Annotated in this window: 13 protein-coding genes; 4 read left to right on the top strand and 9 right to left on the bottom strand. The window is 71.8% G+C overall.

The features are described from left to right. The first annotated feature begins 5 nt into the window (after positions 1-5). The gene (locus HW566_RS10865) at positions 6-248 is read left to right on the top strand and encodes a hypothetical protein (protein WP_178012800.1); all 243 of its coding nucleotides are present in this window, start codon (positions 6-8) and stop codon (positions 246-248) included. 76 nt (positions 249-324) lie between these two features. Here HW566_RS10865 and HW566_RS10860 read toward each other — a convergent pair whose 3' ends face one another. Further along, complete coding sequence (locus HW566_RS10860; RefSeq protein WP_178012798.1) at positions 325-762, bottom strand: VanZ family protein; 438 nt, start codon at positions 760-762, stop codon at positions 325-327. A 2-nt stretch (positions 763-764) separates the two neighbouring features. Further along, positions 765-1,457, bottom strand: coding sequence for a universal stress protein (locus tag HW566_RS10855; RefSeq protein ID WP_178012796.1), 693 nt, complete (start codon positions 1,455-1,457; stop codon positions 765-767). A 109-nt stretch (positions 1,458-1,566) separates the two neighbouring features. Here HW566_RS10855 and HW566_RS10850 point away from each other — a divergent pair, with 109 nt between their 5' ends. Together HW566_RS10850 and HW566_RS10845 are read left to right on the top strand one after the other, a co-directional pair. After that, a complete protein-coding gene (locus HW566_RS10850; RefSeq protein WP_256728674.1) occupies positions 1,567-2,661 on the top strand; it encodes a glycoside hydrolase family 6 protein in 1,095 nt (364 codons plus the stop codon). Between the two features lie 80 nt (positions 2,662-2,741). Next, complete coding sequence (locus HW566_RS10845) at positions 2,742-3,809, top strand: response regulator transcription factor (protein WP_178012794.1); 1,068 nt, start codon at positions 2,742-2,744, stop codon at positions 3,807-3,809. Between the two features lie 34 nt (positions 3,810-3,843). Here the strand turns inward: HW566_RS10845 and HW566_RS10840 are convergent, their stop codons facing one another. The 6 genes from HW566_RS10840 to HW566_RS10815 all read right to left on the bottom strand — a co-directional run bounded on the left by HW566_RS10840 (position 3,844) and on the right by HW566_RS10815 (position 9,431). Then, positions 3,844-5,331 (bottom strand): glycosyltransferase family 2 protein, encoded by a 1,488-nt coding sequence (locus HW566_RS10840; RefSeq protein ID WP_178012792.1) that lies wholly within the window; start codon positions 5,329-5,331, stop codon positions 3,844-3,846. 118 nt (positions 5,332-5,449) lie between these two features. After that, positions 5,450-6,190, bottom strand: a complete 741-nt coding sequence (locus tag HW566_RS10835) for a fructose 1,6-bisphosphatase (protein WP_178012790.1) — start codon at positions 6,188-6,190, stop codon at positions 5,450-5,452. 133 nt (positions 6,191-6,323) lie between these two features. Beyond that, positions 6,324-6,950 carry a hypothetical protein gene (locus HW566_RS10830; protein ID WP_256728673.1) on the bottom strand — a complete coding sequence of 209 codons (627 nt, stop codon included), beginning with the start codon at positions 6,948-6,950 and terminating at the stop codon, positions 6,324-6,326. A 58-nt stretch (positions 6,951-7,008) separates the two neighbouring features. Continuing rightward, on the bottom strand, positions 7,009-7,677 hold the full coding sequence (locus tag HW566_RS10825; protein ID WP_178012786.1) for an endonuclease/exonuclease/phosphatase family protein: 669 nt from the start codon (positions 7,675-7,677) through the stop codon (positions 7,009-7,011). Between the two features lie 32 nt (positions 7,678-7,709). Further along, the gene (gene truA / locus HW566_RS10820; RefSeq protein WP_178012785.1) at positions 7,710-8,543 is read right to left on the bottom strand and encodes a tRNA pseudouridine(38-40) synthase TruA; all 834 of its coding nucleotides are present in this window, start codon (positions 8,541-8,543) and stop codon (positions 7,710-7,712) included. Between the two features lie 3 nt (positions 8,544-8,546). Continuing rightward, complete coding sequence (locus HW566_RS10815; protein WP_178012783.1) at positions 8,547-9,431, bottom strand: PfkB family carbohydrate kinase; 885 nt, start codon at positions 9,429-9,431, stop codon at positions 8,547-8,549. 134 nt (positions 9,432-9,565) lie between these two features. Here HW566_RS10815 and HW566_RS10810 point away from each other — a divergent pair, with 134 nt between their 5' ends. Then, a complete protein-coding gene (locus tag HW566_RS10810; protein ID WP_178012781.1) occupies positions 9,566-11,467 on the top strand; it encodes an acyltransferase family protein in 1,902 nt (633 codons plus the stop codon). Here HW566_RS10810 and HW566_RS10805 read toward each other — a convergent pair. Next, positions 11,461-12,498 carry a GNAT family N-acetyltransferase gene (locus tag HW566_RS10805; protein WP_178012779.1) on the bottom strand — a complete coding sequence of 346 codons (1,038 nt, stop codon included), beginning with the start codon at positions 12,496-12,498 and terminating at the stop codon, positions 11,461-11,463. The two genes, HW566_RS10810 and HW566_RS10805, sit on opposite strands and share 7 nt — an antisense overlap. Between the last annotated feature and the right edge of the window lie 79 nt (positions 12,499-12,577).

The raw sequence follows: 12,577 nt of genomic DNA, 5'->3' as shown, positions 1-12,577 counted from the left end.
GGACTATGAAGATCAGCGAGATCCACTGGAACGACGAAGCCCGCCAGAAAGTGCTCGACGACGCCGACCGTGTCCTCCAGGATGCCGTCACCGCCGTCGCCGGCACCGACGACGCCGCCGACGCCGACAAGGCGTACGCGGCGCTCGTGAGTCACATGAAGGACAAGTTCATCGATTGGGAGCCGGGCCCCGACGTCCGCACCTACGCCGACGCTCTCGCCGCGGGCGAGGTCGACCTCGAGGGCTGACCCGCTGCCCCGCCCCGGCCGCGCCAGGTGCGGGGCCGGGGCGGGGTGCGCGGAGCCGGGCATCCTCCCGCCGGGCTCATGCCTCCGAGGCGGGCCGATCACGGCGCGTCGAAGCCGCGGCAGCCGCCGGGCGGCGGTTGCGCCACGGCATCGCGATCGCCCAGCCGATCGCCGCGCCCGTCGTGTTGGCGACCACGTCGAGCACGCTCGAGGTGCGCTCGGCGAGGGCGACCCCCTGCCCGACCTCGATGACCACCGAGAGCCCGAGCGCCGCGGGGATGACGGCGGCGTGCCAGCGGGGCCAGCCGCGGGCCGCGCACCATCCCAGCGGAACGAACAGCAGGATGTTCGCCCCGAATTCGATCCGCCCGTAGGTCAGCCAGGGCACCGTGTCGGTGATGCGGCTCACCAGCCACCCCGCGTCGCGGTCGACCGGCGTCGGCCAGAACGCGACGAAGGCGAGCGCGACGAGGAACGCCGCGAGCAGCACCCGTGCCGGAACGGAGCCGGCCACCCTCACCGGACGATCACGGTGGGCGAGGCGACGTGGGCCACGACGTGCTCGCTGACCGACCCGAGCAGCAGCCGCGACAGGCCCGTGCGGCCGTGCGACCCGACCACGGTCAGCACCGCCGAGCGCGAGGCCTCCTCGATGACCGCGGAGGCGTCGCCCACGTCGATCCGCGTCTGCACCGTCACCTGCGGGTGCGCAGCCCGCACCGGCTCGAGCATGCGCTCCAGCATCCCGGCCGTCGCCTCGGTCAGGTCCACCGGCATCGGCCCCGTCCACAGGTCCATGCCCGGTTCGGTTCCCACCGACACCGGCTCCCACGCCGCGAGCGCGATCAGCGGCTCGCCGATGCGCGCCGCCTCGGCGGCGGCGAAGGCGAGGGCATGCTCCGAGACCTCCGACGCATCCACCCCCACGAGCACACCGTGGCGGTCGACGTCGTCGTCGGCGCGCTCGGGGACGACGGCGACGGGGCAGTGGGAACGGGCGAGGATGCCGCGGTACGAGTGCCCGTGCTCGGCGGGCAGCACGAGGATCTCGGCCCCGGCGGTCGCCGCGACCGCCTCGTCGACGTCGTCCCGCGAGGGTGCGATGAGCAGCTCGCGCACCTCCGCCCCGCGGGCTCGTGCCCGCAGCATCGCCCACTCCCGGGCACGGGTCGCCGGCGCATCGGTCACACCGAGGATGACATCGTTCATGTGGATCGCTCCCTCTCGCCGGATCGGAGCCCGCGTCCTGCCCAGGCTAACGCGGCTCGCGCGTCGCAACCCGGCCCGCGCCGTCGCACGCACCGATTAGAGTCGACGCGTGAGAAGGCGACCGCGCTCCCAGCCCCCACGGCAATACGTCGTGACCGGGCATTACGAGCCGCCCGCCCCCACCCACCGTCCCGCCGCCGCGCCGCGGCGCCGGCGGATGCCGCGCTGGAGCTGGATCGCTCTCATCGTCGTCGGCGTCGCCCTCATCGTCGCCGCCGTCGCGATCGCCGTGTCGCTCGTGACGAACGGACTCCAGCTGCTCACCGCACGCCCGCCCGGCGTGGGCACGGTCTTCGTCGCACCCGAGGAGTCGAAGGCCGCGCGGGCCGCGGCCGCCGGAGGCGCGGCCGACGAGGTCGCCGCCGCCGAGTACCTCGCGGCGCAGCCGACCGCGTACTGGCTCACCCCGGAGCAGGATCCGATCGGCGAGGTGGGACCGCGCGTGCTGAACCTCGCGAACGAGGCCCGCGAGAGCGACGCCACACTCGCGGTCGTCGTCTACGGGCTGCCGGGGCGCGACTGCGGCAACCACTCCGCGGGCGGCCTCGACGAGGCCGACTACGAGACGTGGACCTCGCAGATCGGCACGGCGCTGCGCTCCGCGAAGGACGTCACGAAGGTCGTGGTCGTCGAGCCCGACAGCCTCGCGCTCGCACCCGAGTGCGGCAACGTCGCCGAGCGGGTCGAGCAGCTGCGCGGCGCGATCGGTCGACTCACCGGACCGGACACGTGGGTGTACGTCGACGGCGGACACTCGAACTGGCTCGGCGCCGAGACGATGGCCGACCTCGTGCGCCAGGTCGCCGGCGACGGGGTGCGCGGGTTCGTGACCAACGTGTCGAACTTCAACAGCACCTACGACGAGTTCGCCTACGCTCGCGCGCTGTCGGACCGGCTCGGGGGCATGCACGCTCTCGTCGACACCTCGCGGAACGGATCCGGCGCGCCGAGCGACGGCGAGTGGTGCAACCCCGCGGGCCGCACCGTCGGCGACCCCAGCGGCACCTACGGCGACGACGTCGTCGATACCAACCTCTGGATCAAGCCCCCCGGCGAGAGCGACGGACCGTGCAACGGCGGGCCGGACGCGGGCGTCTGGTGGCCTCAGGGCGCCGTCGCCCTCACGCAGGGCGCGACGGGCTGACCTGTCCCCCGAACGGGCGGCACCGCCAGCGCCCCGCTTGTGGCAAAATTACCCCGACCTGAGCGAAAGAAGAGATCAGCATGACGCCGGAGCAGCTGAAGACCGCGGTCATCGTCGAAGACGACCCGGACATCCGGCATCTGCTCGTGGAGGTGCTCGAGGCCGCGGGGTTCTCGACCGTCTCTGTCGGCAACGGGATCGACGGCATCCAGGCGGTGCTCTCGTACCGTCCGCTGCTGACGACCCTCGACGTCAACATGCCCGGCATCGACGGGTTCGAGGCGGCACGCCGCATCCGAGCTCAGAGCGACACCTACATCATCATGCTCACGGGGCTCTCCGAGGAGGCCGACGTGGTGCTGGGTCTGGGCGCCGGCGCCGACGAGTACATCGTCAAGCCGTTCCGCCCCCGCGAGTTCCGCGCGCGCGTCGACGCGCTGCTGCGCCGCCCGCGTGCCGCGGCGCCGCAGCAGCACGCTCCCCGGCAGGACTCCGTCGGCCCCTCGTTCCCCGGAGCCCGTCCGGCGGGCAGTCCGGCACCGACCGCCGCACCCGGATCGCCGCTGTCGTACGAGGAGTACATCGCGCAGTTCCCGGATGCCGCACCGCCGGCCGCCGCTCCGGCGCCGCAGCCCCAGCCGTCGCCGCAGCCGGTCTACGCGCCGCCGCAGCAGCAGCCGCAGGCGCCGCAGCAGCCGATCATCGTCCACCGCGCCTCCGACGCGGTCGCGATCGTACCCGCACCTTCATCGGGCTCCGAGCTCGTCGTGCACCAGCCCGCGGGCGAGATCGTCACCACCGGCGGCGAGCAGTGGCTGACCCATCGCGACCTGCAGGTCGACACCGACACCCGTCTCGCCTACGTCGCCGGCCGTGAGCTCGAGCTCACCCGCACCGAGTTCGACCTGCTGTCGACGCTCATGGCGTCGAAGCGACGCGTGCGCTCGAAGGCCGACCTCACCCTCGTCCTGCGCGGTGAGTCGTATGTCACCAGCTACTTCGTCGGCGAGGCCGACAAGCGCGCCATCGAGGCGCACATGACGAACCTCCGCCGCAAGCTCAGCGACAACCCCACGACGCCCCGCTACATCGAGACGGTGCGCGGCGTCGGCTACCGCATGACGTCCGAGACGGCCGCCCCGGCCTGATCGGCCCGGGCGACCGTCGCCGCGTCACGCCGCGTCAGACCTGGTAGCCGTTCTGACGACGCACCAGCTTGGTGAACATCAGCAGCGTCTGGAGCACCGTCACGACGCCGACGATCGGCCAGCCGATCCACAGGATCGACGACTGCGCGACCGGTCCGATCAGGTTCCAGACGACCGCCATGGCCAGCAGCACGGCGACGAGGATGAGCATCGGCATCCAGTGCCCGATGCTGCCGCCGCCGCTTTCGGCCTTGGCCTGCATGGCCCAGTTGTCGACCTTCTTCTTCGAGAGGAAGCGCGACCACGAGCGCATGAAGTGACCGAGCCGGACCCACATGAACGCCTCGGCCGGGAAGACCAGCAGAGCGAAGAGGATGTCGCGCCGGTTGCGGTCCTTGATGCTGAGCGCCATGCGCAGGTTCAGCGCGATCGCGACCACCGGCGGGATCAACCACAGCGGCGAGAACACGAAGGCGCTGATCGAGAGCGACCCGGCGAGCAGGATGAGGAAGGCCACGCGCACGAACAGGTTCGTGAGCATGCCGAAGTTCTCGAACCACCGCAGGCGCAGGTTCGGGTGGAACGGCTGTCCCTTCGTGTCGCCGCGCTGGCCCGGCCACATCAGCTCGATGGCGCCGTAGGTCCACTTCACCTGCTGGGCGTCGTAACCCTTCAGGGTGGTCATACCGCCCACGTTGGCGCGGGCGTACGGGCTGATCTTGGTCAGGTAGCCGGCGCTCTTGATCTGCAGCGACAGCAGCGAGTCCTCGACCTCGGAGTCCTTGACCCACGGGGTCGACTGGTGGTTCGCCTTCATCGCGTCGCGGAGGGCGTTGGTGGAGAAGATCGAGAACTGCCCGCCGAGGACGGCCATGTTTCGCCCGCGCAGCAGGTTCTGCATGTTGAAGGCGGCGAACTGGGTGCGCTGGCCGGCGATGAGGAACTTCGCGATGGTGCCCTTGATGGGCCGGTCGTCGATCGAGTAGATGGCCGAGATGCCGCCGATGCGCGAGTCGCCGACGGCCTCGGACTCGAGGTACTCGACGGCGCGGGAATCGGCGATCGTGTCGCCGTCGACACCGAGCAGGTAGTCATAGCCCTCGACGAGCGAGTAGCCGTAGTTGAGCGCACCGACCTTCTTGTCGGGGTTCTTTCCGATGTCGTGGACGAACACTTCGGTGAACTGCGTGCCCAGCTCGGTGGTGACCTCGTGGGGTCCCGCGTAGCCGGCGGCGATCTTCACCGTGTTGTCCGAGGTGTTGTTGGCGATGACGTGGATGACGTCGGGCACACGCGACTGGCTGAGGAGGCCTTCGATCACGCCGGCGATCGACTCCTCCTCGTTGTAGGCGGGGATGACGCAGCCGATCGTGGAGCGGTGGACCGTCGCGTTCTCGAGGACCGACTCGAAGTCGTCGCTGAAGGGCGCGTCGAAGTGCTCGGCTCGCTGGAGCTCCGCCGGCGCTGCGGCGGCGGCGGGGTGCGCGAACGCCGGTGTCGCGGTGTACGGCGTCTGGGTCATGCGATCACGTCCTGTGCGGGGTCGGAGGCGGCTCGTGCCGGCCTGGATCCATTGTGGAACCCCGCGCGTTCAGACGCGTTCAAGGGAACCGCAATTTCTGCGCAAGAATCGGGGGCGATCACGGGGTCGCGCTCGGCGCGGGTGCTGCCGCCTGGGCCTGGGCGTCGGTGAAGATGGCGACGGGCAGGTACTGGTACACCGTCTGCTGGGTGAAGCTGGCCTCGTCGTTGGCGTTCCCCTCGACCCACACCGTCATCGCGAACTCGAGCGTCATCCCGTAGGTGTCGGCGGGGAGGCCGTGGACGACGGTCTCGGGCACGTACAGCCCGCCCTGGAAGCTGTTGAGCAGGAGTCCGCGATCGGAGCGGATGGTGTCGGTGGGAACGAGCGTGCGGGGGTCGGCGCTGAACTGGAAGGGGTTCTGCACCTGGCCGGAGGTCTGCGCCGTCTGCGAGGTGATCGAGATCGACGAGATGAACACGCGCCGCTTCTCCGACAGAACCGACTTCTCGTCGACACGGTTGTCGTGCACGTTGACGGCGAAACCGAAGGTCTTCTCGGCGTCGGCGGTCCACTCCTGCGTGCGCTTGGGGTTCTGTGCCCAGACGTCCAATCGCAGCTCGAGGTCCTGGGCCACGTCGGAGGACAGCGCCACCGACCCGTCGTAGGTGAACTGCGAGTTGAAGGCCATCGCCGGCGACTGCGACGGGGCGGGTGCCGGCACCGCCGAGACCGGCTCGCCCTGGACGGAGTCGATCATGTCGGTCAGCTGCGCGCAGCCTCCGAGAGCGACGAGCGAGAGGGCGAGCCCGCCCGCGACGACGGCGGTGCGGAGGACGGAGGGACGGCGCGACGGCATGGGGACCAGATTTCTCTCAAGGCGGGGAGGCCGGCGTCGGGTGTCCGCGGGCTTCGCCATACAACCACCCCGCCCCGGCCCGGAACGGCCGTCGGGGGATCTCTTCAGAAGGTCTTGCGCCGGTCTTGAGCTTTCAGCCCGCGGACTGCGGTGCGATCGCGACGGTGAGGCTGTCACTGGCCGTCTGCTTCGCGTACTCGTCCGAGGTCGGGGTCGTCTGCACGAGGAAGTCGTAGGTGAACCGGATCGTCACGAAGGTCGCCTCGGGCGGCACCTCGCCGACGTAGAACGTCTGCGAATAGCTGTAGGGCGAGAGCACGAGATACCCCGGGTTCGTCGCGGACTGGTCGGCCGTGGGCGCGAGCGGTCCGAGGTCTCCCTCGGCGTTTCCGGGCACGGCGATCATCGTCGCCTTCTGCAGGTACACCCGCTGACCGTCGTCGGGGGTCACGGTCGTCACGAGCGAGAGGCTCACCGGCTTCAGGGCCGTCGCCGACCACCGGTCCATCGACAGGTCCGACCAGTAGTTCAGAGCTCCCGCGACCGGCCCTGCCGTCACCTGGCGCTCGGTGGAGCCGCTCGAGAGGTCGTTCGGCACCGGCGGCGGCACCGCCGAGCGCGAGACGCTCGGCGAGGGCGCGGGCCCCTCGGGCGTTCCGGAGTCGCCGTCCGAGGGAAGATTCCAGGGGGCGGGGCCGCAGCCCACGAGCCCCACGGCGATCACCGTCATCGCGGCGGCCGTCGCCCAGCGTCGCATCATCGTTCCCTCCGGTCGCCGTACCCAAAGTGTACGGGGACGACGGGCACGGCCCGCCGCCTCAGCGGGGCTCGGCCGTGACGAGGATGGGCAGGTGGTCGCTCAGCCCCTGCGGCAGCGTCTGCACGCGGGCGATCTCGAACCCCATGCTCGTGGCGAAGTCGTAGTGGCCGCGGAAGAACTTGTACCGCGTGTAGGTGCGGGTGTCGCTCAGCGTCAGCTCGTACCCCTGCTTGCGCACGACCTGCCCCAGGTTCTCCTTGAACACGGGGTAGTTGTAGTCGCCCACCATGAGGATGGGCAGCCCCTCGCCGAGCTCGGCGAGCGACGCGAGCGCCGCCTGGATCTGGTTGCGCCGCAGCGAGTTGAGCGCGGTGAGCGGTGCGGCGTGGAAGCTCGCGACGATGAAATCGCGACCATGGTCGATGTCGCGCAGCCGAACCCCGAGCATCCGCTCCTCGGCCGGCTTGAGGACGCGGTCGTGCAGCGACTTCTTCAGCGCCAGCGACCGCACCTCCACCGCGCGGTAGGTGTTCTGACGGTAGTAGACCGCGAGGCCCAGCCGGTTGCGCGCCGTGGCCTCGGCCAGTCGCAGCCCGCCGATCGTCTCGGGGATGCCCGTGGTGTCGGCCTCCTGCAGGCAGAGCACGTCCGCTCCGTGCTGCTCGACGAGTTCGGCGAGCTCGGGCGCGGCGCGGTGCTTGCGCAGGTTGTACGAGATGACCTTCATGGTGTCGCCAGGCTACGCCCGCATCCTTTCGGTCAGGTGTCTGTTGCGCGGCGAGCGCGGGTCTGCTCCGCTCGCGCGGCGAGGAGGTCGTCGGCCGGGTAGCCGACCTCGGTGAGCGTCAGTCCGCGTGCCGCGAGGACCGCGAACGCGCTCGTCCGCTGCCGTGCGTCGCGCAGCACCGCGACGTCCTCGACCTCCAGCCGCCCCTCGCCGACGGCGACGCACGCGCCTACGAGAGCGCGCACCATGCTGTGGCAGAACGCATCGGCCTTCACGTTCGCGACGAGCACTCCGGCGGGGTCGCGACGCCAGTCGAACTCGAGCAGCGTGCGGATGGTCGTGGCCTCGGGGCGCGGCTTGCAGTAGGCCGCGAAGTCGTGGAGGCCGACGAGGCTGCGCGCGGCGGCATCCATCGCCGACACGTTCAGCGCGGCGGGCACGAAGGTCGTGCGGAAACGCTCGAGAGGGTCGTAACCCACGGTGCGATCGGCGATCCGGTACGCGTAGCGGCGCCACACCGCCGAGAACCGGGCGTCGAAGCCCGCCGGTGCGACCGAGGTCGCGTGCACGTGGACGTCGGCGTAGCGACCGAGCACGCCGTTGAGCCGGGCGGCGAGCGCCTCGGGCTCGGACCGTCGCCCACGGCCGAGCCGGGCCTCCTGCGCCTCGGTGAGGTCGAGGTGGGCGACCTGGCCCGACGCGTGCACACCCGCGTCGGTGCGTCCGGCGACCACCAGCTGCGCGTCGCCGCCCAGCACCCGCACGACGGCCGCCTCGACGGACCCCTGCACCGTGCGCAGCTGCGGCTGCCGGGCCCACCCCGAGAAGGCGGTGCCGTCGTATGCGATGTCCAGTCGCAGCCGCACCCGTCAGGCCGCCAGCTCGGCGCGCGTCGGCGGGTTCGCGCCCGCCCGCGACACCGTGATCGACGCAGCACGGGCCGCCACGGCCATCGCGTGCTCGAGCGCTGGGGCATCCTCGGGCACGCCGCGCTCGACGAGCGTCGCGATGAGGCTCGCCATGAACGAATCGCCGGCACCGATCGTGTCGGCGACGGCCACCGCCACCCCGGGCACCTCGACGACGGCCCCGTCGGCGCCGCGTCCGATCGCGCCGTCGCCGCCGCGGGTGATGACGACGGCCCGGGGGCCGAGCGCCGCCACGGTCTCGAGCACCTCGACGGGCTCCGCGTGCGGCCACAGCCACGCGGCATCCTCGTCGCTGAGCTTGACGAGATCGGCGGCGGCCGCGGCGCGGGCGAACCGGGCCAGCGCCGTCTCGCGCGCGCCCACGAGTGCGGGACGGATGTTGGGGTCGACCGTCACGATCGCGCGCCCGCGTGCGGCCTCGAGGGCCGCCAGGCAGGTCTCGCCCCCCGGGTCGAGGAAGAGCGCGATCGAGCCGGTGTGGACGAGCGCGACGTCGGTGTCGAACGCCGGGGGCACGACGCCCGCCACGGCGAACTCGTACTCCGCCGAACCGTCGGGTCGGATGCGCGCGCGGGCGGTGTCGGTCGGGGTCGTCGTCCACGAACCCTCGACGATCTCGGCACCGGACGAGCGGACGTGCTCGGCCACTCGCTCACCCCGCGCGTCGCGACCGAGCCGCGTCGCGAGGCGAACCGGCGTGCCCAGGCGCGCGACCCCCACCGCGACGTTGGCGGGGCTCCCGCCGACGTGCTCGACGACGTCGCCGTCCGTCTCGACGATGTCGACCAACGCCTCGCCCAGCACCAGCACCTCAGCAGAGCTCATCGCCCACTCTTTCTCGAACACGGACCGCATCACACACCGGTCTACCACACCCCTCCGGGCCCGCCGTTTACACTGGGATGCCGTCGACGCCCCGCCCCGACGCCCCGTCCCCCCGACGCCCCGGACATCACCGCATGACCTCACCTCCGCTTCCGCGCGCCCGCATCGCCGGGCTCGACGGCCTGCGCGCCCTCGCGGTGCTGCTCGTCGTGCTCTACCACCTGTTCCCGGCCTGGCTGCTGCGCAGCGGCTACATCGGCGTCGACGTGTTCTTCGTGATCTCGGGGTTCCTCATCACGACACTGCTGCTGCGCGAGCGCGCCCGCGACGGCCGCGTGCATCTGCGGCGCTTCTGGGCGCGGCGGGCGCGGCGCCTGATCCCGGCCCTCGCGGTCGTCGTGTGCGTATCGGCCTCGTTCGCGTGGATCGTGGGCGGTGACGTGCTGGTGGACCTCGGGCAGCAGGTGGTGGGGGCGGCGACCTTCTCCTACAACTGGATCTCGATGGCCGACGGCGGCAGCTACTTCTCCGCGGCCGACCCCGAGATCTTCCGCAACCTCTGGTCGCTCGCCGTCGAGGAGCAGTTCTACCTCGTGTGGCCCCTCGTGCTGCCGCTTTTCCTGCTGCTTCCCGGGCGCCGGCGCCGGGCGCTGGCAGCCCTCGCGCTCGCGATCGCCTCCGCCGCCTGGGCCACGGTGAACCTCTCCGGCGGCGCCGATCTCACTCGCGTGTACTTCGGCACCGACACGCATGCGTTCGGACTCCTGGTGGGTGTCGCGCTCGCCTTCGCATTCCACGGGGCGATCGCGCGGCGCACCTCGATCGCCGGCGTCGGTCCGGTGTGGGGCGCGGTCGTGGGCGGGCTCGCCGTGATCGGTCTCGTCGTGACCGCCACGGTCGGCGGGCAGGAGGGCGTGACGTTCCCGGGGTCGAGCATCGTGGCATCGCTCCTCGCCGCGGTGGCCGTGGCGGTGGCCGCGTGGCCCGGATCATGGTTCGGGCGCGCGCTCGACGTCCCGCCGCTGCGCTGGGTCGGTGAGCGGTCGTACGCGATCTACCTGTGGCACTGGCCCCTCGTGGTGCTCGTCACGTTCGAGCTCACCGGCGCGGGACCCGACATCGGGGTGCCGGTGCCCGCCGGGCTCGCCGTGCTCGGCGCCACGCTCGCGCTCTCGGCCGCGTCGTACCGCTGGATCGAGCAGCCGATCCGCCGCCACGGCTTCCGCGGCGCGTGGCACCGGGTGCGGTCGGGGTTCGCCGCCCGCCCCGGTCGCCGCTTCGCGACCCTCGCACTCGCTGCGGCGGCTCTCGTCGCGCTCGGCGGCACCGCCGCTGCCGTGGCCGCGGCCCCCGCGGAGACCTCGAGCCAGGCCGCCGTCGATGCCGGGCGCCACGCCCTCGATCAGGCGCGCGTCACCCCGACCCCCGTCGCCACGAACGGCGACGGAGCCGGCGCCGCGGACGGCCCCGGCGAGCAGAGCGTCGACGGGGCGCGCGTGAGCGCGATCGGCGACTCGGTCATGCTCGCCTCGGCCCCGGGCCTGCTCGAGGCCCTGCCCGGCATCGACATCGACGCGGAGGTGTCGAGATCGGTCTGGGCCGGGGCCCGGATCGTCGAGGAACGCGCGGCGGCGGGCACGCTTCGCGATTACGTCGTCGTCGCGCTCGGCACGAACGGTGCGGTCTCGTCCGAGGCGCTGCAGGCGATCGTGGATGCCGCGGGGCCGGAGCGGTACGTCATCCTCGTCAACGCCTCGGCTCCCCGCGAGTGGATCCCGGGCGTCAATCGCGACCTGGCCGCCTTCGCCGCATCGCACTCGCGGGTCGCGGTGGCGGACTGGGCGGCCGCGATCGCACCGCACACCGACCTGCTCGCAGCCGACCAGATCCACCCCGGCGCCCGAGGCGGCGCGGTGTTCGCGCAGACCGTCGAACTGGCCGTCGACGGTGCCGAGACGCGCCGGGCGACGGCGGAGTGGGCGGCCGAGCGCACCCGCACGGTGCTCGGCGATCTCCTCGGCGAGTCCGCTCAGTAGCGGCGGACGAGCACGCGGTCCTTCTCGTAGGCGGTGAAGCCCAGCGCGCCGTAGAGCGAGTTGGCACCGGTCGGACTCTCGGTGTCGACATCCAGCACAGCGACCCCGAGCCCCGCGTCGCGCATCGCGGCGAGCGAGGAGGCGATGACCCGGGGCGCCAGCCCGCGACCCCGGTGCGACCGCACCACCCCGACGAGATCGATGTAGGCGTTGGGTCCGAGGACGGCGAAGTCCTCTTCGTTGACCGAGGCGAGGCAGAACGCCACGATCCGGCCGTCGTCGAGCGCCAGAGTGCACAGCTCGGACCGAAGGAACGAGCCTCCGATGAACTGCTGCCAACGCTCAGGTTGGCTCGGCAGGCTTCCCCAGTGGTCGCGGAACGCGTCGTTCCGGGCCAATCGCGCGTCCTCTGCACGGTCGGCCGAATACCGCACGAGCTCGATGCCCGCGACGGCGGCGAGCTCGGGAATCGGCTGTGTGAGATCGCGGTGCATCGTCGAGAACCAGCGTTCCGTGCGGTATCCGTGGCCCTCGGCTATGCGTGCGAGGGCCGCATCCTTCTCGGCGGCGTAGATCTGGATCTCGGCGGGAAGCGCGGACGCCGCGTCACCCGTCGCCGCCTCGACGAGCTGCTGACGGGCGCGCTCATGCTGCCACGCGAACAGGGCCGTGCCGATGCCCCGTCCGCGGTGCTCGGGACGCACCGCGCCCGAGAGGTGCACGTGCAGGCGCTCATCGCGCGCGGGATACAGCGTCACGGTGCCGACCGCGAGCGCCTCGCCGGCATCGTCGAAGGCGATCAGCGTGTCGCGAGCATGGTCGACGTGCGAGAGCTCGAAGGTCTCGGCGACCTCCTCGCGCGGAGTGGTCCACGTGGGGTGGTCGACGCGATCGGCGGCGGCGAGGACGCCGTGGATGGCATCGATGTCGTCCACGCTCGCCGTGCGCCACAGCGTCACACCGGCTTGCTCTGCCGGAAGGGCGGGATCGGGTGCGGCGCCGACGCGCGCGCTCAGCCTGTGCTCGCTCACCCCTCCACCCTGACACATGCGACAGGCCCGCACCCTCTCAGCGAGGGGTGCGGGCCTGTCGGGTCAGCGCGAGACGCTG

Source organism: Microbacterium oleivorans, from assembly GCF_013389665.1.
Taxonomy (GTDB): domain Bacteria; phylum Actinomycetota; class Actinomycetes; order Actinomycetales; family Microbacteriaceae; genus Microbacterium; species Microbacterium oleivorans_C.
Note: the sequence above shows the minus strand (reverse complement) of the source record. Positions and strands in the feature narration are given on the sequence as shown.